General features: G+C 70.5%; 18 protein-coding genes. 11 read left to right on the top strand and 7 right to left on the bottom strand.

Going from position 1 to position 25586, the window contains the following annotated elements; all coding sequences use genetic code 11:
* The 4 genes from ACZ5KV_RS02120 to ACZ5KV_RS02135 are packed head-to-tail and all read right to left on the bottom strand — an operon-like array spanning position 1 to position 4656.
* On the bottom strand, positions 1-1632 hold the full coding sequence (locus ACZ5KV_RS02120) for a secretin N-terminal domain-containing protein (protein WP_464240695.1): 1632 nt from the start codon (positions 1630-1632) through the stop codon (positions 1-3).
* Positions 1619-2155 (bottom strand): hypothetical protein, encoded by a 537-nt coding sequence (locus ACZ5KV_RS02125; RefSeq protein WP_464240696.1) that lies wholly within the window; start codon positions 2153-2155, stop codon positions 1619-1621. Before ACZ5KV_RS02125 ends, ACZ5KV_RS02120 begins: the two co-directional genes overlap by 14 nt.
* A gap of 3 nt (positions 2156-2158) precedes the next feature.
* Entirely contained in the window at positions 2159-2722 is a 564-nt protein-coding gene (locus tag ACZ5KV_RS02130) for a hypothetical protein (RefSeq protein ID WP_464240697.1), read from the bottom strand.
* Positions 2719-4656, bottom strand: coding sequence for a hypothetical protein (locus ACZ5KV_RS02135; RefSeq protein ID WP_464240698.1), 1938 nt, complete (start codon positions 4654-4656; stop codon positions 2719-2721). Before ACZ5KV_RS02135 ends, ACZ5KV_RS02130 begins: the two co-directional genes overlap by 4 nt.
* A gap of 488 nt (positions 4657-5144) precedes the next feature.
* Here ACZ5KV_RS02135 and ACZ5KV_RS02140 point away from each other — a divergent pair, with 488 nt between their 5' ends.
* A complete protein-coding gene (locus ACZ5KV_RS02140) occupies positions 5145-5777 on the top strand; it encodes a response regulator (protein WP_464240699.1) in 633 nt (210 codons plus the stop codon).
* A 112-nt stretch (positions 5778-5889) separates the two neighbouring features.
* On the opposite strand, the gene ACZ5KV_RS02145 is transcribed toward ACZ5KV_RS02140, so the two are convergent.
* The 3 genes from ACZ5KV_RS02145 to ACZ5KV_RS02155 all read right to left on the bottom strand — a co-directional run bounded on the left by ACZ5KV_RS02145 (position 5890) and on the right by ACZ5KV_RS02155 (position 11152).
* Complete coding sequence (locus ACZ5KV_RS02145; RefSeq protein WP_464240700.1) at positions 5890-7650, bottom strand: c-type cytochrome; 1761 nt, start codon at positions 7648-7650, stop codon at positions 5890-5892.
* A gap of 162 nt (positions 7651-7812) precedes the next feature.
* Positions 7813-9222, bottom strand: a complete 1410-nt coding sequence (locus ACZ5KV_RS02150; protein ID WP_464240701.1) for a sigma-54-dependent transcriptional regulator — start codon at positions 9220-9222, stop codon at positions 7813-7815.
* Entirely contained in the window at positions 9215-11152 is a 1938-nt protein-coding gene (locus ACZ5KV_RS02155; protein WP_464240702.1) for a hybrid sensor histidine kinase/response regulator, read from the bottom strand. The genes ACZ5KV_RS02150 and ACZ5KV_RS02155 overlap by 8 nt, the downstream gene beginning before the upstream one ends.
* A 494-nt stretch (positions 11153-11646) precedes the next feature.
* On the opposite strand from ACZ5KV_RS02155, the gene ACZ5KV_RS02160 reads away from it, so the two are divergent.
* The 10 genes from ACZ5KV_RS02160 (at position 11647) to ACZ5KV_RS02205 (ending at position 25570) form a co-directional block, all read left to right on the top strand.
* Positions 11647-13656: an FAD-dependent oxidoreductase gene (locus tag ACZ5KV_RS02160; RefSeq protein ID WP_464240703.1), complete on the top strand. Its 2010-nt coding sequence runs from the start codon at positions 11647-11649 to the stop codon at positions 13654-13656.
* Between the two features lie 23 nt (positions 13657-13679).
* Positions 13680-14102 carry a hydrogenase iron-sulfur subunit gene (locus ACZ5KV_RS02165; RefSeq protein ID WP_464240704.1) on the top strand — a complete coding sequence of 141 codons (423 nt, stop codon included), beginning with the start codon at positions 13680-13682 and terminating at the stop codon, positions 14100-14102.
* A 19-nt stretch (positions 14103-14121) separates the two neighbouring features.
* Positions 14122-15270 carry a 4Fe-4S dicluster domain-containing protein gene (locus ACZ5KV_RS02170; protein WP_464240705.1) on the top strand — a complete coding sequence of 383 codons (1149 nt, stop codon included), beginning with the start codon at positions 14122-14124 and terminating at the stop codon, positions 15268-15270.
* 16 nt (positions 15271-15286) lie between these two features.
* On the top strand, positions 15287-18733 hold the full coding sequence (locus ACZ5KV_RS02175; RefSeq protein ID WP_464240706.1) for an FAD-dependent oxidoreductase: 3447 nt from the start codon (positions 15287-15289) through the stop codon (positions 18731-18733).
* Complete coding sequence (locus tag ACZ5KV_RS02180; protein ID WP_464240707.1) at positions 18730-19305, top strand: 4Fe-4S dicluster domain-containing protein; 576 nt, start codon at positions 18730-18732, stop codon at positions 19303-19305. The genes ACZ5KV_RS02175 and ACZ5KV_RS02180 overlap by 4 nt, the downstream gene beginning before the upstream one ends.
* A complete protein-coding gene (locus ACZ5KV_RS02185; RefSeq protein ID WP_464240708.1) occupies positions 19302-20222 on the top strand; it encodes a CoB--CoM heterodisulfide reductase iron-sulfur subunit B family protein in 921 nt (306 codons plus the stop codon). Before ACZ5KV_RS02180 ends, ACZ5KV_RS02185 begins: the two co-directional genes overlap by 4 nt.
* 127 nt (positions 20223-20349) lie before the next feature.
* A complete protein-coding gene (locus ACZ5KV_RS02190; RefSeq protein ID WP_464240709.1) occupies positions 20350-21306 on the top strand; it encodes a universal stress protein in 957 nt (318 codons plus the stop codon).
* A 99-nt stretch (positions 21307-21405) separates the two neighbouring features.
* Positions 21406-22764 (top strand): (Fe-S)-binding protein, encoded by a 1359-nt coding sequence (locus ACZ5KV_RS02195; protein WP_464240710.1) that lies wholly within the window; start codon positions 21406-21408, stop codon positions 22762-22764.
* A 270-nt stretch (positions 22765-23034) separates the two neighbouring features.
* A complete protein-coding gene (locus ACZ5KV_RS02200) occupies positions 23035-24630 on the top strand; it encodes a sigma 54-interacting transcriptional regulator (RefSeq protein WP_464240711.1) in 1596 nt (531 codons plus the stop codon).
* Between the two features lie 130 nt (positions 24631-24760).
* Positions 24761-25570, top strand: a complete 810-nt coding sequence (locus tag ACZ5KV_RS02205) for an outer membrane lipoprotein-sorting protein (protein ID WP_464240712.1) — start codon at positions 24761-24763, stop codon at positions 25568-25570.
* The last annotated feature ends 16 nt before the right edge of the window (positions 25571-25586 follow it).

Here is a 25586-nt window from a genome sequence, read left to right on the forward strand (position 1 = left end):
CTAGCCCCGGGCGTCCTCCCCGGCCTCTTCCTCGTGCTTGCGCTCCAGCTCCTGCTCGATTTCCTCCAGGCTCTTCTGACGGAAATCGGGCTGCCACTCGCCGAGCACCGTGGGCGTGATGAAGATCAGCACTTCCTCCAGGGAATTGCTCTTGCTGGTGGACTTGAACAGGTGGCCCAGGCCGGGCACGTCCTGCAAGCCGGGGATGCCCGCGTCGTCCGCCGAGAGGCGCTTGCGCGTCAGCCCGGAGATGACGATGGTCTCGCCGTCGCGCGAGATGAGCGAAGTCTCTGTTTTCTTCTTGATGATCAACGGGTTGCCGGAGACGCTGCGCGTGAAGTCCACCTCGTCCTTGTTGACCAGGATGTTCAGGCGCATGTGCTGGGTGTCGATGAGGTGCGGGGTGATCTCCAGGCGCATCAGCGCCTCCTTCCACTCCACGTCGGTGTTGCCCGCTTCGTCCAGGGTGATGAAGGGCACTTCCTCGCCGTTCTCGGTCACGGCGGTCTGGTTGTCCAGAGTGGTAATGGACGGGCTGGACAGGATGTTCAGCTTGTTGTCCTCCTGGAGGGCGGCAAGCTGGGCTTCGAGGATATTGCCGCCCAGGGTGCCGAACATGAGCGCCAGGGAGCCGCCGCGCCCGCTCTCGCCCAGGTCGGGCAGCATGTTGGAGAAGGCGCCCTGGTTGGACAGGCCCGTGGTGCCGCCCACCGTCGGGGTGTAGCCGGAGGTGGTGCCGGTGGAGCCGGAGATGGGGTCGCCGGTGCCGCCGGTGCCGCCGGGGGTGACCCACAGCGAGTCGCCATCGCCGCCCACGGAGGCGCGCTTGTACGCGCCGCCCCACAAGACGCCCAGGCTGCGCGCGGTCTCGCCCGTGGTTTCCACGATGAAGGCCTTGATGCGGATCTGCTTGCTGGGCTTGTCCGTCTGCTCGATAAGCTGGCTCATCTTGCGCAGGTCGCCGGGCACGGCGTTGATGACCAGGGAATTGGTGTGCTCCACCAGTTCGACGGAGCCCCGGGCCTTGCCGTCGGAATCCTTGGTCAGCAACTGGGCCAGGGTTTCGCGCAGCTTGGCGGCGTCGGCGTAGCGGATTCTGACCGTGGCGCTGTTCAGGGCCTGACGGTTGCGCAGTTCATCCAGGCGCACGGATTCCTCCATGTCCGCCAGGGTCATGACGCGCAGGATGTCGCCTTCCCACTCGTAGGTCAGCCCGTGGGTGCGCACGATGCCCCGGAAAACCTGGCTCCAGGGCACGTCCTTGACGCTCACGTTGATGAGCCCCTCGACCTTGGGGCTGACCATGATGCTCTGCCCGGCGATGCGCCCCAGCGCCCGCAGCACGGCCACGATATTGGCGTTGCGCATGTCCAGACTGCCGACCACCATGTCGGGCAGGTCGCGCTCGGGCCGGGCCTCGGAGGTCTGGGCGGCCTGTTCCTCGGTCACGTCCAGGGGCTGCTGGGTGGGCGTGTGGCCCTGGGACTGCTCGGCCATGGCGCGCCATTTCTCGAAGAAGGGATCGTCCTGGGGCTTGGTCTTGTTCGAGCAGCCGCCCAGGGCCAGGGCCAAAGCCAGGGCCAGGGCCGCCACTGCGGAGAACCCGCCGAAAATACGCTTATTGTTTCGCATCGCCTTCCTCGACGAACTTGATGATGTCTTCCTCGATGGGCACGACCACGTTCTCCAGCACACCCGTCTGCGGATTGCGGCCCTGGAGCACCACGGACTCGGGGCGGATGTCCAGCAGGGTGAACCCGGTTTCCCCGACCAGTTCGCCGGTGCGGTATTCGGAGTCGTTGACCACGGCCAGACGCTGGGCGCCCAGGGCCACCATGCCGCTGTACAGGAAGCGGCCTCCGGCTTCGAGCACCTCGTCCACCTTTTCGGGTCCGCCCGCGCCGGGGCGCGCGCGCACCAGCGGGTCGATGCTCTGCCCGGCGGCGACCAGGGTCAGGCGGTAGGCCTCGATGGGCGTCAGCCGGTCCTTGGCGACCACGTCGCGCACCGAGGCGGCCACGGCGTCCACGCGCCGGGCGTGCTCGGCGGCGCGGGCCTGAAGGTCCTCGCCCTTGTCGGCCAGCAGGTAGTCATAGCCCGCATAGGCCAGGGCCAGGGCCATGACCGCGAGCAGCACAACTTGACGCTTGGGCATGGGCTAGTTCCTCCCGGCCACGGTGGCGCGCTGTCCGGCCAGCCGGACCACCGTCGTCAAGGTGGCCAGGGTCCGGCCGCCGGAATCTTCGAAGCGCAGGGCCTGCATGCCCTGCACCCACTCCACCCCGCCGAGCTCGGCCAAGAAGCGGCGCATGCCGTCCAGGTCGCCCAGCAGCACGCACTGGGTGCGCAGGGTGCCCGCCTCCACGTCCAGCGACTCGGGAGCCGGGGTCACCGAGCGCACCTCCAGGCCATGGGCCCGGGCCAGGGAGCCCAGCAGGTCCGGAATGCGCGGGATGTCCTCCAGCCCCAGCAGCCCGCCTCGCAACTCGGGGAAGGGCGTCAGGTCCGCCTGGGCCAGGTCGGCGTAAATGGCCGCATAGAGCGGGAACAGCTTGCCCTGCCGGGAAATGACCTCCCGGGCCTCGACGATTTCGGCGTCCAGCCGCGTGACCTCGGCCATCTTCGGCTGCACCAGCAGCCAGAAGAAGACCCCCAGCGCGGCCAGACAGATGGCGATCTTCACGGCCACCTGGCCATCCAGGCGCACGGGTTTCCCGCTCATGCCGCCCCCTCCTTGCGCACCCGCACGTGGACCACGAAACGCAGCACCTCGCCGCCGGCGGCGGGCCGCAGCACCTGGCGTTCGTGGATCACCGCCCCCTCGAACAGCGGGGAGCCCTCGAGCCTGATCAGAAACGCCGCCAGCCGGGCGTCGTACATCTCCGGATCGCCCGCCACCTGCCCGTCGAGGACCACGAAGCCCGCCTGGGCCGGGGCCGGGGCGCCCTTGGCCGCCGGGGCCTTGGCCTGCGCGGCGGCCGGGCCGGGCAGCTCGACGCTCACGTTGCGCAACAGGACGGACTCGGGCAGCAGGGCCGAAAGCTCATTGAACAGGGCCAGCCCCTCATAGCGCCGGGAGAGGTCCTTCAGGCGCAGGCGCTTGCGGCCCAGGTCGCCTGCCAGATTCAGCAGCAGGTTCTGGTCCACCACCGGCTGGAAGGCCGCGATGCGCCCGCGCAACTGGCCCAGTTCGGCCCGCTTGCCCCGGGCCACGCCGTCCTGCCAGAACCAGACCCCCGCCAGGGCCAGCACCAGCGCCAGGAACACGGCGTAAACCGCATTGCCCTGCCGCACGACCTGGAGCGCGCGGTCCTTGGCCTTGTAGGTGTGCAGCAGGTTGGGCGTGTCGGTGGAATCGGACAGGGCCAGCCCGGTGACCAGGTTCAGGGCCAGGCGGTCGGCCCGGGCCCCTGGCAACCCGGCGGCGCCGACGCGGCAGGCGTCCGAGGCCAGGGGGTCCAGCAGTTCCGCCGGAATGCCCAGGTCGCGGGCCAGGGCGTCCAGCAGGGCCTGGCTGGAAGAAACCACGCCTGAAAAGAGCATGTGCTCCACCACCGCGCCGCCGTGCAGCTCGGAAAAATGGTGGAAGGTCCGGTCGAGCTGGCGGCCCAGGCGGTGCACGGCGGAACCCGCCAGTTCCACGACCTCGGCCTCGTCCAGTTCGGCCCCGGGCAGGGCCGGATCCGGTTCACCGCCCAGGAGTCGCGCGGAGAGCACCTGACGCGCGGTCTCGGCGTCCATGCGCGCCGGGGGCGCGGCAGGTTCGGGCAGGGGCATGGCCGGGGCGGGCTCCAGTTCCAGCTCCAGAGTCGGAGTTCCGGCGGGCCGGTCCTGCTCCGGAAGGATTTCCAGGTCGAGGTCCAACTCCATGGCCGACTCGGGCGCAAGGGGCCCGGAAGGCGCGGGCGGCGCGGGGCGGGCCGCCGCCTCGGCCCGCAGGCGCAGGCGCTCGTTGTAGCCCTCGGCCAGGGCGTCGGCCAGGCTGCTCAGGCCGGTGTTCACGCCGCGGCTCAGGACCAACTCGCCCCCGGTGAAAATGTCGATCCGCGACCAGTTGCGGCCGATGAACACGTTGGCGCAGGGCCGGTCGGCCCCGGGGGTCCAGTTGCGGCGGAAGATGGTCTGCAACGCCAGGGGCGAGATGGTCAGCCCCGCGAGCCTGTGCCCGGCCGAGGCGAACAGGGCGGTGACCCGGGCCACCTCGGCGGCGGGCACGAGGTACACCAGGGCCCGGCGCTTGGCGATGCCCTTGTCGTCCACGTCGCCCTGGATCTCGTAGTCCATGACGAACTGGGCGGGGTCGAAGGGCCGCTCCTTCTGCGCCGTCCAGTACACGGTGTCGGACACCCGCGACGGCGGCACGCGGGGGATGTTCACGTGCAGCAGCTCGGCCTGGGCGCTGGAGGCCAGGGACCACAGCTCCAGGCCCTTGTCGCCCTGGAGGAATTCGTTCAACTGGCGGCCGAGGAAGGCCGGGAAATCCGGGCTGTCCGGCCCCATCTTCGGCCCGAAGGGCACCTCGCGGCAACCCAGCAGGCGCGGCCCGTCGGCCCCGTGGGCCATCTTGGCCAGCCGCAGGCCGGTGGGCGCGATGTCCACGCCCACGACGCCCCCCTTGCGCGCCGCGCTGCGCGGCGCCGTCAACTGGCGCAGCACGGCGCGGCTCCGGCGGCCGGGCCCGGCGGAGGCGGCGGGCGCCCCCCCCTTCCCGGTCCGGCCCGAAGCCCCGGCTCCGGACGCACCGGCCCCCTCCGCACCGCGAATGATGCGCAGCAGCTTGTCCGTGGAATTTCCGCCCCGTGCGGCCATGATGTCTCCTTCCCTCTCCCGTCGCGGGTGTCTCCGCTCCGAAGCGCTTACAGAAGCACAAGCCGGAGACGTTTTCGAGACACTTCTAGAGATTTTCTAGATGCCGTGAAAAACGCCAGATTCTACCTAGAGGAAGAGGGGTTGGGGGGTCAATAGGGTCTTCCGCTCAAATGCGCCCAAGCCGACCAGGACATTCCCCTAGACTATGTAAGAATATTCTGGCAGCGTGGGGGAAAGCCCCAACCGGAGAAAACAGACCGACATCACTTCCGTTTGCTGGAACCGGAAGCGCCCGGGGCCCGGCACGGTAATCTTTTCCACAGGTGAACAAGCCCATGGACATCCTGTTCATCGACGACCAGCCCATCGTTTTCCGGGGCGCCGCCGCCGTGCTGGCCGAAGGGTTTCCCGGCTGCTCCTGCACGGTGACGGGCACCCTGAGCGAGGCCGAAACGCGCCTGACCCTGAACCCGCCGGACCTGGTGATCCTGGAGCCGGGGCTGGCCGGAGGCGATGAAATGCTGCGCGGCATCGTCACGCGGCATTCCCGGGTGCCGGTGCTGGCCTTCAGCCTGTTGCCCGAGCAGGCCCACGCGCCGCGCGCCCTGCGCGGCGGCGCGCGCGGATTCGTCTCCAAGGGCGCAAGCGAGAAGGATTTCCTGGATGCCGTGCGCGCCGTGCTCGCGGGCAGGCGCTACGTCAGCCCCGGGCTGGGCAACGTGCTGGCCGCGCGGCTGGCCGTGCCGCGCCCCCAGCCGGCCCGCGCCCTGCTTTCGCCCCGCGAGCTGGACACCGCCCGGGCCCTGGCCCGGGGCGCCCGGTTGACGGACATCGCCCGGGCCATGGGCGTCAGCGTCAAGACGGTCGGCACCTACCGCGCGCGGGCCCTGGCCAAGCTGCACCTGGGCTCCAACGCCGAACTGGGCGCCGCCGCCCGGGCCCTGGGGCTGCTGGCTCCCGCGCCCTGAGCCGCGCCGCCCTCCTTCGCGCTTCCCGCCCGCTGTTCCCCGCAAGCGAAAACGAGAGCGCCCCGCCGCCTTGCGGCGACGGGGCGCTTCGGTTCCCGCGCCTTCCGGGCGATCAGCGCATGGGGTGGTGCGGCGACATCTCCGGGGTCAGCCCGGCATCCGGCCCGTGGCAGACCACGCAGTTGCCCCGGGCGCCGATGGCGGCGTTGAGCTTCTGGTATTGCAGGGGCTGCACCGCGTCGCGGTCGGCCCCCAGCGGGTTGGCCGAGGGGTGCGTGGCGTGGGGGCTGTTGTGGCAGGCGATGCACGGCACGTTGCCCGTGTGCTCCTTGCGCGCGCGGTACAGGCCTCCGGAGTCGGCGGTCCAGGTGTTGAAGGCCACTGCGTCCGCGCCGGGGCGGGTGTAGCCGTCGGTGTGACAAGTCAGGCAGTCGGGCTCCTGAAGCCACGGGGTGCGCGCGTTGATGGCCGCCACGTCGGGCAGCAGGCGCGGGCTCACGGCGCGCATGAGCAGCGGTGCGCGCGCGTTGCCCTTTTCGTTTTCCTTCTTGAGCAGCGAGAGGGCGTGGTCCTCAAGGTAGCCGTGGCAGGGCGTGCAGGTCATCCCGGCCTTGCCGTGGCTGTCGCGCAGGCAGCGGGTCAGCCCGGCGGTGCTGTCGGGGTGGCAGTAGGAGCACGTCTCCGCGCCCCGGCCCTTCAGGTAATTGACGTGGAAGCCGTGCAAGGCGGCGGGCAGGCTGAGCAGTTCCGGCCGGACGTTGGCATTGAACAGCGGGTCGGGGTGGCAGCTCTGGCAGAGCACGGGCTTGCCCGCATCGGCCCCGGCCAGCAGCTCCGTGCCGTTGCGCTTGTCGTGCACGGTGAGGATGGCGCGGGCCGTCTCCAGCGAGACGCCGGTGCCTTCGGAGCGGCCCCAGGTGCCGCCGTGGCAGCGCCAGCAACTCATCTCCGTGCCCACGGGAACCACCGCCTGGGTGGCGGCCAGTTCCTTGCCCGTGGCCTTGTCGGTCGCGCGCACGGTGAACAGCGGGTACGGGTTCACGGAGCCGTCGTCGGAATACGGCACCACCGGAATGCCCACGGCGTCGAAGACCTTGGTCTTGGCGTTCCACTTCATGGGCCCCTGCAGGGTGGCCCCGGCGGTGGAGGTGTCGGCGGGCAGCGCCTTGCCGGAGATGGATGCCGCGAAGTCCCAGTAGCGCACGTGGCGCGAGGGCTGGCGGAAACCCTCGGGGGCCTCGTAGCTCAGGGCCACGGCGTCGTCGCCCAGCATCCGCGGCTTGGCCCCGCGCCGGATGACCACCGCGCCCAGGGCGTTGCCGGGCGGCAGGTAGGAGTACATCGCGTCGCAGTCGGTGATGCACTTCATGCCCAGGGTATTCCAGGTCAGCAGGACGTATTCGTCCTTGGCGGGGTCGAAGGGCGGGATGGTCACGGGAAGCTGGGGCAGGGACGCGGCCGCCTCGGCGGGCTCGACCCGCCCGTGCAGCCCGGCCACCACGTAGGCGGCGATGGCGTCGCGCTCCTCGCGGGTGCCCGTGAACGCGGGCATGTGGTCGAAGACCAGGCCCTGGCCCTCGATGTAGGCCTCCAGGCCCAGGCGGGTCAGGTGCGCGGTGAGCGGCATGATGTCGATGCCGCCCTCGCCCACGCTGTGGCACGGGCCGCAATGGGCCGTGAACAGCGTGGCTCCGGCGGCCAGTTCCGCCTTGGTCGGCGCGGGGCGGGACGGATGGGCCGCCGGAGCCGGAGCGGGCAGCCCCAGGGCCAGCAAGGCCAGGAACACGACGGCGGACAGCCACGCCCGGCGGCGCGGGGCGCACCGTGCCGAAGCCGGGCGGGAACGCGAAAACGAAAGACGCGTGGTGGACATGCAACCTCCCTTGTTACGGACAAGCGGCCTTGCGGCCGGACGCAGACGTGGCGCCCCTGGCGAAAGGGCGCCGAACCGGGCGGAGAGGCTCGGTCAGTATAGCTTCTGATATAGGAAACGGTTTTCGTCAACCCCGAAGCTTTCCGGCGCCGCGGCCCGGCCTCAGCCCGGGCGCCGCCGCAGGCCGTACCGCTTGAGCAGCGCGTACAGCCGGGCGCGCGACAGGTCCGCCACGGCACAGGCCCGGCGCACGTCCCCGCCGGTGACGCGCAGCAGTTCCACCAGGTAGAAACGTTCGGCCTCGTCCAGCCGGCTCTGGCGAAACGCCGCCAGGGTCGGCAGCTCCGCGCCGCCCAGGCCCGGGGGGCCGCCCGCTGCGCCCGGGGCGCCCTCGCCCAGGGTGGCCCGGGCCAGGGCCGCGCGGATGTTGGTCGGCAGGTGGCGGGCCAGCAGGTTGGGCTCGCCCTCCGCCGAGGCCAGGGCGTTTTCCACAGCCCCCATCAGCTCGCGCACGTTGCCCGGCCAGTGGTAGCGGCCCACGGCGTCCATGAAATCCGTGGCCATGCCCTTGACCACGATGCCCAGGCGGCGGCAGAAGCGCTCCAGGAAGCACCCGGCCAGCAGCAGGGCGTCGCCTTCGCGCTCGCGCAGCGGCGGCAGGACGATGGAGATGGTCCGCAGCCGGAAGAGCAGGTCCTCGCGGAACTCGCCCTGGCGGGTCATGGCCTCCAGATCGCGGTTGGTGGCCGCCACCAGCCGGAAGTCGCTCTCCACCAGGGCCGAACCGCCCACGGGCAGAAAGCGCCGCTCCTGGAGCACCCGCAACAGCGCCTTCTGGATCGCCAGGGGCAGTTCGCCCACCTCGTCCAGGAACAGCGTGCCCCTGTCGGCCTGACGGATGAGCCCCTCGTGCCTGCGGTCCGCGCCGGTGAAGGCCCCGCGCTCGTGCCCGAACAGCGTGGACTCGGCCAGGTGCTCGGGAATGGCCGCGCAGTCCAGGACCACGAAAGGCCCCCTGCCGCGCGCGCTATTGGCGTGGATGGCCCGGGCGAACAGCTCCTTGCCCGTGCCCGTGGCGCCGGTGAGCAGCACCCCGGCGTCGGTGCGCGCGGCGCGGGCGGCGCGCTCCAGGCAGGCGGCCATGGCCCGGCTGGCGGAAAGGATGCCCGTGTCCTTGAGGGGCGGCACGGGGCCCGAGGCCTCGCGGGTGTGCCGGTAGGCGATGGCGCGCTCCACGGGCAGGCGGATGCCGCCCAGGGTCGGCGGCTTGGTGATGTAGCTCCAGGCGCCGCCCCGGATGGCCAGTTCGGCCCCGTCGGCGTCGCCCGCCCCGGTGAGGATGATGACCTCCGGGGCCGCGGGCGCGGAGCGGAAGCGCGGCAGGGCCTCCAGCCCGTCGCCGTCGGGCAGGCGCACGTCGAGAATGACGACCTCGTAGCTTCCGGCCTCGGCCATTTCCAGTCCCCGGGCCAGGGTCCGCGCGCTGTCGGGGGCGTGGCCCAGGGAACGCAGCACCTCCGCCAGGGCCGCGCAGAGCATGGGGTCGTCGTCCACGATGAGGATTTCAGCCATCGCCGCCGCCCTCCCGGCGGCTCCGGGAGCGGCCCAGGGTCCGGCGCACGGCGGTGCCCAGGCTCCGGGTGGTGAAGGGCTTGCGCAGGTAGTCCGCGCCCAGCTCGCGCAGCAGCTCGGGAGTCACGATCTCGCTGTAACCCGAAACGAGCAGCGCCGGGAGGCCCGGGTCGTCCTGGCGCAGGCGGCGGATCAGGGCCGTTCCGGTCATGCCGGGCATGGTCACGTCGGCCAGGACCAGGGCGAAGCCCGCCCCACCGGCGGCGAAGCATTCCAGGGCTTCGGCGGGCCCGGCGCAGGCCTCCACCCGGTAGCCCAGGCCCTGGAGCACCATGGCCGTGCTCTGGCGCAGCGGCGCCTCGTCCTCCACCAGCAGAATCAGTTCGCCGCCGCCCACCGGAGTTTCGGCGGCCCCGGCGCGGGCCGCGTCCCGCCGGGTCTCGGCGCGCGGCAGCAGCACATGGAAGGCCGCCCCGGCCCCGGGACTGCTGCGCACCTGCACGGCCCCGCCCAGCCGCCCGACCACGATGCCGTGGACCACCGTCAGCCCCAGGCCCGTGCCGCCGCGCTGGCGCGTGGTGAAGAAGGGATCGAAGATGCGCTCCAGGCGCTCGGGGGGGATGCCCTCGCCGGTGTCGCGCACGGTAAGCATCACCGCGAGCTCCATTTCCGCCTCGGGGAACATGGCCCGGCAGGGCGCGCCCCGGTCGGCGGCCTCCAGGGCCAGGGTCAGGGTGCCTCCGGCCCGGCGCATGGCATAGGCCGCGTTGGTGGCCAGGTTCATGACCACCTGGTGGATCTGGGTCGGGTCGGCCAGCACGGCGTCGTCGGGGGTGCGCAGGTCGAGCCGGATCGCGATGGTCGCGGGCAGCGAGGGCCGCAGGAAGTTCTCGCACTCGCGCAGGATGCCCGCGAGGCCGAACACGCTGGGCTCCTCGGCCTCCCCCCGGCGCGACAGGGCCAGAATCTGCCCGACCAGGGCCCCGGCGCGGTGGGCCGCGCCCAGGATCTCGCCCAGCCCGGCGCGCACGGGGTCGCCCTCGGGCAGCCGGGCCAGGCCCAGCTCGGCATGCAGGATGATCGGGCCCAGAATGTTGTTGAAGTCGTGGGCGATGCCTCCGGCCAGGGTGGCGATGGCCTCCATCTTCTGGGCCTGGCGGAGCTGGCGCTCCAGCTCGACCACGCGGGTCACGTCGCGCCACACGCTGACGAAGCCGAGCACCACCCCGCCCCGGCCCCGGATGGGCGAAACGGTCTTCTCCACGCGGATCATCCGCCCGTCCTTGACGGTGTGGAAGGTCCGCCCGGTCCAGGCGTCGCCTTCGTCCAGGGCGGCGCGAATCTCGGTATAGGCCGCCTGCTGGTGGCTCCCCTGGTAAAGCAGGGCCACGGGTTTGCCCCGGACCTCGCGGAACGAATAGCCGGTCATGGCCTCGAAGGCCTGGTTCACGTAGCCGATGGTGAAGTCGTTCTCGATGAGGATCACGGCCTCCACGGCCTGTTCCAGGGCGGCGGACAGGCGCACCCGGTCGTGGGCCAGCCGCCAGTGCCCGGTCACGTCGCACACGAACACCGCCAGGGCCCGCACGGCTCCGCCCGCGCCGAGCACCGGCTGCACCAACACGTCGAGCACATGCCCCGAGGACGACCTGTCCTGGTAGGAGCGCGGCAGCCCGAGGCGGGCCACGTCCTCGGCCACGGCCCGGCGCAGGGTCGCCGCCCCGGGCGCGAACAGGTCGAAGATGCAACGGCCCACCAGTTCGCCGTGGGCCAGCCCCAACCGCGATGCCAGGGCCGCGTCGGCGGCCAGCACGGTGCCGTCGGGGTCGATCAGCATGGCGTAGTTGGAGGCCGGGTCCAGGGTGGGAACCGCCGTAATGCCGTCGGCGGGCAGGAACCAGTCCGGAGCCCGGCGCGTCGCGTCCTGCATGGCACTCACCCCCCGTTACAGGCCAGGCGGAGCAACCCGATGCTGACTATGGGCCGCTTTGACGCAAATTGTCAAATCGCTCCAAATGCAAGAACGACGCTAGGATTTTCCGGATGCCCCACCCCGTCTGCCCGCAATGTCTTGCCGGGCGAGACACCCCGCAACGCGCGCCCTAGCCTGCGAAGACCCATTGCTTTTTTACGCCGTCTCGCCGCGCGAGACGCCGCGGGCCGACCACCAGTCTAAACGTAACATAATGAAAATAAAGGGTAAACAGTATCTCCATACATTCCCGGCAGGTTTTCCGCCCTCCGGGTTCGTCTTGCGGCGCAAGACAAACCCGGCCCAGGAGCCGGGTGCGGGCCGCCCCTCCCTGGGAACACCAGCCCAACAGCTTGAAAAACAACGTCTTTCCCATGCAGGTATGCTTCTTGTTCTTCGGTGGGCAGAAGCGACACGTCCAGGCGCGCCGGCGGCGCGCAAGGAGAAGAGCCATGCCGAACCGCATCGGCGTCTACGTCTGCCATTGCGGCACCAACATCGCGGGCAAGGTCGATTCCCACGGGGTGGCCGAATTCGCCAAGAGCCTGCCGGGCGTGATGGTTTCGCGCGACTACAAGTTCATGTGCTCCGACCCCGGGCAGGAGATGATCATCGAGGACATCAAGAACCACGGGATCAACCGCGTGGTGGTGGCCTCCTGCTCGCCCCGGCTGCACGAGAAGACCTTCCAGAAGGCCTGCGCGCGGGCCGGGCTGAACCCCTTCCATTTCCAGATGACCTGCATCCGCGAGCACGTCTCGTGGGTCACCCGCGACCCGCAGGAGGCCACGCGCAAGGCCAAGCACCTGGTGGCCGCCGCCGTGGCCCGCGTCCACTGGCACGAGGATCTCTACTCGCGCAAGGAGCGCGTCCACCCCGATGTCATGGTCGTGGGCGGCGGTATCGCGGGCATCCAGGCCGCCCTGGACGTGGCCCGCTCGGGCCACCGGGTCCACCTTGTGGAGCGCGCGCCGTCCATCGGCGGGCACATGGCCCAGTTCGACAAGACCTTCCCGACCCTGGACTGCGCGGCCTGCATCTCCACGCCGAAGATGGTCGCCGTGGCCCAGGACCCCGACATCCACCTGCTGACCTGGTCGGAAGTGACCAAGGTCGAGGGCTTCGTGGGCAACTACACCGTCACCGTGCACAAGAAGCCGCGCTATGTGGACGAGGACCGCTGCACCGGCTGCGGAATGTGCCTGGAAAAGTGCCCGACCAAGGTCGTTTCGGAGTTCGAGGAAGGCCTGACCACGCGCCGGGCCATCTACCGCAATTCGCCCCAGAGCGTGCCGAGCTTCCCGGTCATCGACCCCGACCACTGCCGCACGCTGACCGGCAAGAAGTGCGGCGCCTGCCAGAAGATCTGCCCTTCGGGAGCCATCGACTACGAGCAGACCGCCCAGGACTTCGAGCTGGAAGTCGGCTCCATCATCCTGGCCACGGGTTTCGACACCCTGGACCCCACGCCCATGACGCAATACGGCTACGGACGCTATCCGGAGGTGTACACCTCGCTGCAATTCGAGCGCATGAACAACGCCGTCGGCCCCACCGGCGGGCGCATTTTGATGAAGAACGGGCAGCCGCCGCAAAGCGTGGCGATCCTGCACTGCGTCGGCAGCCGCGACGCGAACCACCACGAGTACTGCTCCCGGGTGTGCTGCATGTACGCCCTCAAGTACGACCATCTCATCAAGGACAAGATCGGCCACAAGGCCAAGGTCTATAATTTCTACATCGACCTGCGCTGCTTCGGAAAGGGCTACGAGGAATTCCTGCGCCGCGTGCAGGAGGAGGACGTGACCTTCATCCGGGGGCGCCCGGCGGAAGTCGTCGAACAGGACGGCAAGCTGGTGGTCGTCGCCGAGGACACGCTGTCGGCCACGCTGGTCCGCGTGCCGGTGGACATGGTGGTGCTCTGCACGGCCATGCAGCCGCGCGCCGACGCCGCCGAAACCGCGCGCGTCTTCGGCATCAGCCAGGGCCAGGACGGCTTTTTCCTGGAAGAGCACCCCAAGCTCGGCCCGGTGTCCACGGCCACCGACGGCATCTTCCTGGCCGGAACGTGCCAGGCCCCGCGCGACATTCCCGACGCCGTGGCCCACGCCTCGGGCGCGGCGGCCCAGGCCCTGGCCATGGCCGCGCGCGGCACGGTGGAAATCTCGCCCACGGTCTCCAGCATCGACCCCGATATCTGCACCGGCTGCCGGGCCTGCGTGGGCCTGTGCGCCTATTCGGCCATCGAGTTCGACGCCCGCCGGGGCGTGGCCGTGGTCAACGAGGCCATGTGCAAGGGCTGCGGCAGTTGCGCCGGGCACTGCCCCAGCGGCGCGGCCCGGGTCCGGCATTTCAACGGCCGCCAGGTTTTCGCCGAACTGGAGGGCCTGCTGGACGCCCTGCCTCCGGTCCCCGCGCCCCAGGCGCAGGCCGCCCCCGAAACCCCCGCCGCACAGGCGTAGACCGGCACCGCAAGGGAGGAGCCATGAGCCAATTCGAACCGACCATCGTAGCCTTCGTCTGCAACTGGTGTACCTACACGGCCGCCGACCTGGCCGGCACATCGCGCATGATCCAGCCATACAACGTCAAGCTCATCCGCATGATGTGCACCGGCATGGTCGATCCGAAATACATCATCCGCGCCCTGCTCTCCGGAGCGGACGCCGTGCTGGTCAGCGGCTGCCACCCCGGCGACTGCCACTACATCAACGGCAACTACAAGGCCCGCAGGAGGGTCAAGCTGCTCCAGGAGATGCTGGCCCAGTTCGGCATTGACCAGCGCCGCCTGAAGCTGACCTGGATCGGCGCCAGCGAAGGCAACGACTTCGCGCGCACCGTGGCCGAACTGGTGGAGGAAATCCGGGCCCTGGGCCCCAGCGAAGCCCGCGCGGTAACGGCCCTGTAAGGCCGCAAAGGAGAACGCCATGGCAACCATCGCACGCATCGACATCGGCGAGGGCGGCCCCGTGCGCGCCGTGCAGGGCTTCCTGAAGACCCTGCTGGCCAGCGGCGGCGTGGACGCCGTGCTGACCCCGGCCCACCTGGCCCCGGGGGGCACCGTCATGCCGACCCTGATCAACGACCCCGCCGCCCTGGACCAGGCCGACCCCCTGTCCCCGGCCTTTCCGCTCAACGCGGCGCGCCTGGTGTCGCGGCTCACGCGCGGCTCCACCTCGGGCCGCCACGTGGCCGCCGTGCTGCGGCCCTGCGAAATCCGCGCCTTCATCGAGTTGGTCAAGCTCAACCAGGGCGGGCTGGACAACGTGCTCCTGGTGGGCGTGGACTGCCCCGGAGCGATGACCAACGCCGACTTCCGGGCGTTCGGCCTGGAGGGCAACCTCCTGGAGCGGACCGGCGACTTCCTGCGCGCGGCGGCCGGGGGCGAGCCTCGGGCCGGCGGCCATGGCGTGGCCAAGGCCTGCCTCGTCTGCGAGCACCCGACCCCCGAGGGCGCGGACCTCATCCTCGGCCTGCACGGCGCCGACCTGGACCAGGCCATCCCCGTGCTGGGCAACACCGCGCGCGGCGAGGGCGTGCTGGCCCGCCTGGGCCTGCCCGACGCCCTCGGCGCCCCGGGCCGCCGCGAGGCCGTCGAGGCCCTGACCGCCCGGCGCACCGCCGCGCGCGACGCCATGTTCGAGGCCACGCGCGCCCGCACGGCCTCCCTGGCCGGGCTGGCCGAATACCTCTCGGGCTGCGTGAACTGCTACAACTGCCGCGTGGCCTGCCCGGTCTGCTACTGCAAGGAGTGCGTGTTCCTCACCGACGTGTTCGACTACAAGCCCGACCAGTACCTGGGCTGGGCCCACAAGCGCGGGGCCGTCAAGCTGCCCACCGACACGGTGTTTTTCCACCTCACGCGCCTGGCGCACATGAGCACGGCCTGCGTGGGCTGCGGGCAGTGCTCCAACGCCTGCCCCAACGACGTGCCGGTGATGGAGCTGTTCCGCACCGTGGCCGAGCGGACCCAGCGGGCCTTCGGCTACCAGCCGGGCCGCAGCCCCGACGAGGCGCCGCCGATGACCGTGTTCCGCGAGGACGAATTCAGCGAGATGACGGGCGAGGCGCACTAGCGCGACGGAGGACGCCATGAAGAGGAAGCACTACGCGGCGCTGGTCGTGGGCGCGGGTATAGCGGGCATCCGCTCGGCCCTGGATCTGGCCGAATCCGGCCTCAAGGTCGCGCTCGTCGACAGGCGGCCCAACATCGGCGGCATCCTGGCCCAGCTCGACCACCAGTTTCCCACCGATGCCTGCGGCATGTGCAAGATGCTGCCCCTGACCAGCCGCGACTCGTCCAGCCAGTTCTGCATCCGCAAGGGGCTGTTCCACAAGAACATCGACATACTGCTGCATACCGAGCTGGCCGCCCTGGAAGGCGACCCCGGCAAGTTCCGGGCCACCCTGCGCCAGCGGTCCACCTTCGTGGACCCCACCCGCTGCATCAGTTGCGGCGAGTGCGCCAGGGTCTGCCCGGTGCATGTGCCGAGCGAGTTCAACTCCGGGCTGGCCTCGCGCGGGGCCATCTACCTGCCCGTGCCCCACGCCATCCCCAACCACTACGTGGTGGACCTGGACCGCTGCACGCGCTGCTGGTCGTGCTTCGAGGCCTGCCCGACCGATGCCATCGACTTCAAGTACGCCGAGCGCAAGGACTTCCGCGTGGTGGCGGCCCTGCCCGACGAGGCCGCGCGCACCGGCCTGGCCGCCTGGCTGGCGGACCAGAACTTCCCCCTGGCCCTGGCCGAAAGCGGCGCCGCGGCCCAGCAGGCCCTGGAGCAGGAACGCACGGCGCTCCTGCTGCTGGACCTGGCCGTGACGGACGTGGACCCGGAAAAGATCATGCGCCGCGGCCTGGAGCTGTATCCCGACCTGCATGTGATCCTCGTGGCCGGGCCGGACGACCAGGACCGCGCCGAGGCGCTCGTCCAGGCCGGGGCCCGCCAGTGGCTGGCCCGGCCCCTGGAGCGCACCGTGGTCCGCTGGCTGGACCACTACTACATCCGCGCCGTGTCCGACCTGCGCCACGAGCTGGAGGTCGGCGCGGTGGTGCTGGCCTGCGGGTTCGACTGCTACGACCCCGCCCAGGCCGGGCAGCTTTGGGGCTACGGCCTCGTGCCCGGCGTGGTCACGGCCCTGGAATTCGAGCGCATGTGCTCGGGCACCGGGCCCACCGGCGGCCGCCTGCTGCGCCCCGACGGCCGCCCGGCCCGAAACGTCGCCTGGCTGCAATGCGTGGGCTCGCGCGACCCGGCCCACGGCGCGGACTACTGCTCGGGCATCTGCTGCATGTTCGCCATCAAGGAGGCCCGCCTGGCCCGCAGGCTCGACCCCGCCGCGCGGGCGACGATCTTCGCCATGGACGTGCGCACCTACGGCAAGGACTTCCAGCGCTACCGCGACGAGGCCGAAGCCCGCGACGGCGTGCGGTTCGTGCGCACGCGCATCCATTCCATCGAGCCCGACCCCGAGGCCGACGGCGTGCCCATCGCCTGGATGGACGACGACGGCACCCTGCGCCGCGAGGTCTTCGACCTGGCGGTGCTGGCAACGGGCGCGCGCCCGCCCGCGGGCAGCGACCGGCTGGCCGAGGCCGCGGGCATCGCCCTGGACGACAACGGTTTCGCCGTCGCCCCGCCCCTGCAGCCCGCGCGCACCTCGCGCCTGGGCGTGTATGCCGCCGGGGCCTTCAACGAGCCGCGCGACATCGCCGACTCGGTCATCCAGGCCGGGGCCGCGGCCCTCAACGCCGCGCGCACCTTCAAGGTCCACTCCCCGCCGCGCGAGGAGGAGCCCGAGCCCGTGCCCGAATACCGCGACGTGACCCGCGAGGCCCCGCGCACCCTCGTCGTGCTGTGCGACTCGTGCCCGACCCTGGAGACCAAGGTGGACATGGAAACCCTGGCCGCGCGTCTGGCCGGGCTGTCCACGGTGATCCGCGTGGCGCGCGTCCAGGGCGCCTGCTCCGCCCCGGGCTGGCAGGCCGTGCAGGATCTGGCGGCCGAGCTGCGGCCCAACCGCATCCTCGTCGGCGCCTGCATGCCTTACGCCTACGTGCCCCGGCTGCGCGAGCTGGGCGCGCAGATCGGGCTGGACCCGGCCTTCATGGACGTGACCGACATCTACACCCCGACATTCCCCGGGGCCATGGAGCCGGGCCCGGCCCTGGAGACCGAAATCTACACCGCCCTGGCCATGGCCGCCGTCAAGCTCGCCGGGGCCGAGCCTTCGCCCCTGCTGGGCAGGCTGCCCGTGACCCCGCGCGCGCTGGTGGTCGGCGGCGGGCTGGCGGGCATGACCGCCGCCCTGGCCCTGGCCGACATGGGCCACGGCGTGTGCCTGAGCGAAAAGGCCCCGCGCCTGGGCGGCATGGCCGCCGCGCACCACACCATGCTGGGCGGCGGCGACCCGCGCCGGACCATGGAGGATCTGGCCGAGCAGGTCATGCGCCACCCCAACATCAAGGTCTTCACCCAGTCGCGGATCATGCTCTCCATGGGCCGCGCCGGGCGCTTCATGACCGCCCTGGCCACCGCCGAGGGCCCGGCCCTGACCGTCGAACACGGGGCGACCATCATCGCCACCGGCGGCCGCGAAGTGGTGCCCGACTCCTACGGCTACCGCGTCCACAAGACCGTGCTGCGCCAAAGCGAGCTCGAAGCCCGCCTGGCCGACGGTTCCCTGGACACCGGCGCCCTGACCGGGGTGGCCATGATCCAGTGCGTGGAGTCGCGCGAGGAGCCGCGCAACTACTGCTCGCGCATCTGCTGCGCCGCGGCCCTGAAGAACGCCCTGACCCTCAAGGAACGCAACCGCGACCTGCCGGTCTACGTGTTCTACCGCGACATCATGAGCTACGGCTTCACCGAACGCTTCTACACCGAGGCCCGGGCCAGGGGGGTGCTGTTCATCCGCTACGCCCCCGCCGACAAGCCGCGCGTGACCTTCGACCAGGACCACAGGCCGACCATCGCCGCCACCGACCCCGTGCTGGGCCGCGAGCTGCGCGTCAGCGTCGATCTGCTGGCCCTGTCCGTGGGCCTGGAGCCCGGCGACAACGAGGAGCTGGCCGAGGTCTTCAGCCTGCAGACCGGGCCCGACGGGTTCTTCCGCGAGGCCGAAAGCAAGTGGCGGCCCGTGGAGTTCCTGCGCCAGGGCATCTTCGTCTGCGGGGTGGCCCACAGCCCGCGCAACATGAACGAAACCATCGCCTCCGCCGAGGCCGCCGCGCAGAAGGCGGCGCGCATCCTGGCTCACAAGGACGTGGTCGGCGGGCGCGTCACGGCCCAGGTGCGCCACAGCCTGTGCTCGCTGTGCGGGCGCTGCGTGTCGGCCTGCGCCTACGGGGCCCGACGCATCGACCTCGAGCGCGGGCGCGTGGAGATCGACGAACTGCTCTGCCAGGGCTGCGGCTCCTGCGCCGCCGTGTGCCCCAACAGCGCCAGCGTGCTGGCGGGCTTCAAGGACGGGCAGGTCCTGTCCGTCATCGACGCCGCCCTGGCCGAAACCCCGCAGCCCACGGAGGCGACGCCATGACCCGCATCCCCCTGACCCAGGCGGCCGACCCGGCCCTGGCGGGCGCCATGGGCGAGGTCCGCGCCATGCTGGCGGCCTGCATGCAGTGCGGCACGTGCAGCGCATCGTGCCCCAACGCCGAGAGCATGGACATGACCCCGCGCCGCATGTGGCGGCTGGTGCTCATGGGCCGCGCCGACGCGGTGTTCTCCAGCGGCGCGTTCTGGATGTGCTCCAACTGCTACGCCTGCACCCTGCGCTGCCCGCGCGGCCTGCCGCTCACCTCGGCCATGAACGCCCTCAAGCGCATCGCCGGGGCCTCGGGGCACCCGGCCCTGGCCCGGCACGGCGCCTTCTACCGCGCCTTCCTGGGCAACGTGCACCGCAGGGGCCGCGTGCGCGAAACGGAAATGATGATGCGCTACTTCAGCGCGGCGGGCCCGGGCGAGGCCCTGCGCTTCACCCCCCTGGGGCTGCGGCTCATGCGCCGGGGCAAGGTGCGCCTGGAGCTGGGCTCCGGCCCGTGGGACGGCGTCCTGGGCCCGCTGTTCGAGCGCGCCGCCCGCCTGGAAGCCAAGGAGGCCCGCCCATGACGACCGCAACGGACCTGAAGTACGCCTACTACCCCGGCTGCTCCCTGACGGGCACCGCGATGGAGTACGACGTGTCCACCCGCCTGGTGCTCGAGCGCCTGGGCGCCCGGGTGGCCGAGATTCCGGGCTGGACCTGCTGCGGCGCCAGCGCGGCCCCCGCCGTGAGCGCCCTGCTGGCCATGGCCCTGCCCGCGCGCAACCTGGCCCTGGCCGAGCGCGACCTGCCCGGATGCGACGTGCTGGCCCCGTGCAGCGCCTGCTACCTGAACCTGCTGGCCGCGCGCCGGGAGGCCCGGCGCGACCACAAGCTGTACGCCCGCGTGCAGGACGCCCTGACCGCCGAACACCTGCCCTGGGAGAACGGCGTCGAGGTCCGCCACCTGCTGGACGTGCTGGCCAACGACATCGGGCCCGGACGCATCGCCGGGGCGACGGAACGCCCGCTGGCCGGGCTGGTGCTGGCCCCGTACTACGGCTGCCAGACCCTGCGGCCCTATGCCGCGTTCGACGACCCCGAGCACCCCGTGAGCATGGACGCCGTGCTGCGGGCCGCGGGGGCCGAAGTCCTGGCCTGGGACAAGGGCGCCCGCTGCTGCGGGGCCTCGCTGTCCACCACCTGCCGCGAGGCGGCCCTGCCGCGCATCGCGGAGATTCTGCGCGCCGCCGCCGGGGCCGACGCCGTGGTCACCGTCTGCCCCATGTGTCAGATGAATCTCGAAGCGTTCCAGAGGCAAGCCGGGCTGACCGCGCCGGTGGCCGTGCTGTATCTGCCCCAGATCCTGGGTCTGGCCATGGGCCTGGACGCCGGGCAGGTGCGACTTGGCAAGAACCTGGCCGTGCCGCCCGGATTCCTCGCCCGGCTGCGGCACGGCCCGCCCGCGCCGCAGCCCGCGACCCAGGCGGCGGAGGCCGGCTAGGCCGGCCGGCCCTCCACCGCGCCCCGCAAGGGGCCGCCGGGGGGCGGAGGCACCCCCGCCCCCCGGCCAAGGCCCGGCCCGCCGGGCGCCAAGGCCGAGGATCAACCCTGCAACAGGGGGTAACATCATGTTCAAGGACATCATCCTGGCTGTGACACCGTCCGAGGTCTGCCGCAGCGCGGCCAACGCCGCCTTCGCCTTCGCCCGCAAGCACGAGGCGAACATGACCCTGCTTCACGTCTGCGGCCTGCCGTCCCCCGGCTGGGGCGCCATCGAGCACCTCATGCCGTCGGGCGAAGTGGAGCGCATCAAGGCGACCATCGAGCAGGTCTACGCCCCCCAGCTCGCGGACTGCCCGGGCTGCGACGTGCTCGTGGTGCCCGGCATCCCGCACGCCGAAATCCTGCGTCTGGCGCGCAAGAAGAACGCGGACCTCATCGTCATGGGATGCAGCACCGAAGACGACCTGCAACGCCGCTCGCGCATGTGGGGCATCGCGGGCTCGAACATCGAGCGCGTGAGCCAGAAGGCGCGCTGCCCGGTGATGATCGTGGCCCGCGAGGTGCCCGAAGGCCGGATGCAGTTCGCCAGCATCGTGGTGGCCACGGACTTCTCCTTCCAGGCCGAATGCGCCGTGGGCTACGGCGGGCAGCTCGCCCGCCAGTACGGCGCGGCCCTGCACGTCTTCCACGCGCTGGACGTGGGCCACGGCATGGAGGCGCCCGACCAGCGCCAGATCGAAACCGGCATCGCCGAAGCCCGCCAGCGGATGCTCAAGGAATTCGCACCGCGCCTGGAAGGCATCCGCGAAGTGTCCTACGAGAGCTGGGAGGGCGTGCCGTCCATGGAAATCCTCAAGTACGCCCGGATGCGCGGGGCCGACCTGATTCTCATGGCCCACCACAGCCAGGAGAAGGACCCCGAGGAGGCCTACCTCGGCTCCACGGTGGCCCAGGTGGCCCTGAACGCGAGCTGCCCGACCATGAGCATCAACCGCCACTTCGACCTGCGCTGCGGCATGTTCTACGACCAGTCCGGCGCCGCCGTGCAGCCGGAGCGGGCCGCCGAACCGACCACGGCCTAGCCCGACGGCCCGGGGGCACCCGCCGCCCCCGGGCCGCAACCGCCCGCCGGGGGAGCGCTTCCGCGCCTCCGGCGGCTCCAAGCGCCCAAGGAGCTTGCCATGGATACAGCGCCCCAAACCGCCGCGCCCCAGGCCCCGCCGCCCGTGATTCCCCGGGCGATGCCCGCCGATGTCCGCGACTATCTGGCCAAGTTCGATTTCAACGCCTGCACGGCCTGCGGCACCTGCTCCAACGGCTGCCCCGTGACCGGGACCCCGGGCATGGAAGGCTGGGACACCCGCCGCGTCATGCGCATGCTGGCCCTGGGCCTGGTGGACGAGGTCGTGGACTCGGCCTTCCCCTGGCTGTGCACGGGCTGCGGCCGCTGCGCCCAGGCCTGCCCCCAGGGCGTGGACATCCCCGGGGTCATGGGCCACATGAAGCACCTGCGCGAGCGCGACAAGGTGCCCGGCAGCCTGCACAAAGGCATGGCCAACAACGTCGAGACCGGCAACAACCTGGCCATCGCCCGCGAGGACTACCTGACCGGCATGGCCGAACTGGGCCAGGAAATGGCCGACGACGACTGCCCGGGCTTCTATGTGCCCGTGGACCGGCAGGAGGCCAAGATACTGTTCTTCCCCAACTCCAAGGAGGTCTACGGCGACTTCGAGGACCAGCTCTGGTGGTGGCGCATCTTCTACGCCGCGCGCGAGAACTGGACCGTGCCCAGCGAGGGCTGGGAGGCCGTGGACTGGGCGCTGTTCACCGGCAACTACGACGCCAACCGCCTGCTGGCCAAGCGCAAGATCGACTACATGCAGCGCATGGGCATCGAACGCATGATCATGCCCGACTGCGGCGGGGGCTCCTACGGCTGCCGCAAGGGCATGGAACGCTGCGTGGTCGAGGACCCCAACAACCGCGTGGGCTACCTCTACCTCTACGACTATCTGGTGGAGCTCATCCGCGACGGGCGCATCCGCCTGGACCCGTCGGTCAACGCCGGGCGGCGCTTCACCTGGCACGACTCGTGTAAGCACGGGCGCGAACTGCTGCGCCACTTCGGGCGCGGGTTCTTCGAGGAGCCGCGCTGGATACTGCGCCAGTGCGTGGACGATTTCGCCGAGATGACCCCCAACCGCGAGCTGAACTACTGCTGCGGCGCCGGGGGCGGCATGTGGCCCATGCCCTACGAAAAGGAATCCGCCTGGCAGGCGCGCCACAAGTTCAACCAGATCCGGCGCACCGGGGCCGACGTGGTGGTGGTCGGCTGCTCCAACTGCCGCGACCAGATCATGAAGCGCATCCCCAAGTTCTACCCCGAGGCCAGGTACGAGGTGAAGTACATCTGGCAGCTCGTGGCCGAGACCCTGGTGCTCGACCCCTGGACCGAGGCCGAGGCCGAGCGGGCCCGGGCCGAGGCCCAGGCCCAGTGGGAACGCCTGGGCGTGGACCTGGAGGCCCAGGAATACTGACCGCCCGCCCCGGAAAGGCCGCCCGTGCCGCCCCGCGCGTCACGGGCGGCGCGGGCATCTGCTGAAATTGACAATTCCAGCCAGAAGCTTCGACAATTTTGCTTAAACTGCAGGTGTGTTTTCCTTTTTTGTCAACACAGGACAGTGCCCGCCCCGAACTCCTCGCTTCCTCGCCTCAACATAAAACAAATAAAATCAATATAATGGCTGCCGATTCCTGGGAGACGCCGCCGCCGCGCACTCCGGCACTGCGGTTGCATAGCCCGCTCCATGCCGCCGTCCCTGACCCAGCTCAAGCTGCAAGTGCTCTCCGAGATCAGCACCATCATCCACAAGGCCCTGGACCTCGGCCAGGCCCTCAAGGAGGCCCTGCGCATCCTGTCGGCATCCCTGGCCATGGAGCGCGCCACCGTGACCATGCTCGACCGCGACACCGGCGAACTGGTCATCATGGCCTCCCACGGGCTGACCGAGGAGGAGCGCCGCCGGGGCGTCTACAAGACCAACGAGGGCGCCACGGGGAAAATCTTCCGCACCGCCACCCCGCTGCACATCCCCAACGTCTGCAACGAGCCGCTGTTCCTGAACAAGACCCGCGCCCGCGACGGCGGGGCGCGCCCCGTGTCCTACACCGGCGTGCCCATCATCCTGGGCAACGAGACCATCGGCGTGCTCAGCGTGGACCGGCTTTTCGGCGAGGGCGTGGACGTGCGCGAGGACATCGACTTCCTCAACGTGGTGGCCACCCTGCTGGCCCAGATGTTCCGCATCAGCGAGACGGTGCGGCGGCGCGAGGAGGAGCTGCGCCGCGAGAACGTGACCCTCAAGTACCAGATTTCCAAGGAGACGCGCGGGCTGTACATCGTCGGCGCCAGCACGCCCATGCAGGAGGTCGAGCGCCAGATCGAGAAGGTCGCGCCCACCAAGGCCACCGTGCTGCTGCTCGGCGAGTCCGGCACGGGCAAGACCCTCATCGCGCGCATCATCCACGATCTCTCCGAACGCAAGGCCCACCCCTTCGTCAAGGTCAACTGCGCCTCCATCCCCGAAAATCTCCTGGAATCCGAGTTGTTCGGTTACGAAAAAGGCGCCTTTACCGGCGCCACGTCCTCCAAGCCCGGCCGTTTCGAGGACGCCCACCGGGGCAGCATCTTCCTGGACGAAATCGGCGAGTTGCCCCTGCCGCTGCAATCCAAGCTGCTGCGCGTGATCCAGGAGCGCGAGTTCGAGCGCATCGGCGGCAACCGCACCCAGACCGTAGACGTGCGCATCCTGGCCGCCACCAACCGCGACCTGCGCGAACTGGTCGACCAGGGCGAGTTCCGCCTGGACCTCTACTACCGCCTGAACGTGTTCCCCATCACCGTGCCGCCCCTGCGCCGCCGCAAGGAGGACGTGCCCGGCCTGCTCAACCACTTCCTGCGCAAGATGGCCCACGAGTACGGGCGCAACCTCTTCCTGACCCCCGGGGCGCTGGATTTCCTCACCGCCAGCGACTGGCCGGGCAACGTGCGCGAGCTGGAACACCTGGTCGAACGGCTGGTGATCATGGCCGAAGGCGACCGCATCGACGAGACCCTGGTCCGCCTGGCCCTGGACACCGGCGCGGGCGCCCCGGCCGGACACGCGGGCCCCGCCGCCCGGGCCACCCTGCCCCACGACGACGGCCCGCAGCAGCGCAAGCCCTCCCTCAAGGAAATGGAGCGCGCCGAGATCATCTCCGCCCTGCGCGAGGCGGGCTGGATCAAGCGCCGCGCCGCCGAGACCCTGGGCCTCACTGAACGTCAGATCGGCTACCGCATCCGCAAGTTCGACCTCGAAGACCGCGTGGCCGCCGAGCGCATGCGCCTGCGCAACGCGCGCTGACCGCACGCCCCGCCGCCGTCGCCTCCGCACCGGACCGCCCCGGCCGGGCATCCCCCGCGCACCAATATTTCCGATGGAAAACGTGGTGTCTTTGACTTATGCTGCGGCTCCCCAAAACAAGGAGTTGCCTATGCCCCTGGCGTCCATCGTCCCGCTTCTCATCTGCCTCCTGTTCGCCCTGCCCTGCACCGAGGCCCGCGCCGACGCCGCGGCCGACGGCCGGGCCATCCTGGAACGCCAGCGCGACCTGCACGAAACGTCCAGCGCCACGTCCACCGTGGTCATGATCCTGGCCGACAACACGGGCAACAAGAAGCAGCGCGAGTTCAAGACCTGGAAAAAAACCATGACTGATGGACTGGCGCGCACGCTCATGGTCTTCAGCGCCCCGGCGGACCTGGCCGGAACGGCGCTGCTCAGTTGGGAGACCGAAGATGCGCTGGCCAGCCAATGGCTGTACATGCCCTCCACGGGCAAGATGCAGCGCGTGGCCTCCAGCTCCAAGGCCGACTTCTTCATGGGCACCGACTTCACCTACGAGGACATGGAGCCCGACGACCTGGAACAGTACACCATGACCCTCACCGGCTCGGCGGACGTGGACGGCCAGGACTGCCACGTCATCGAGGTCGTTCCCGCCAACGAGACCAAGGCCAGGGAGTCGGGCTACGGCAAGCGCGTGTTCTACGTGCGCAAGGACATCACCTTCACCGTCAAGATCGAATACCACGACCCGCGCGGCAGGCTCGTCAAGGTCCAGACCGCCCACGACCTGGAGAACGTGCGCGGCGACATGTGGATCGCGCGCAAGACGCTGATGAACAACCTGCGCGCCAAGCACCAGACGCTCATGGGCCTGGCCGCCTTCGCGGTGGATGCGTCCATCGACGACGAGGTGTTCACCGAGCTGTACGTGACCCAGGGCCGCGCCCTGCAATAGCCCCCAGCGCCCCGCC

The organism is Desulfocurvus thunnarius (assembly GCF_055390965.1).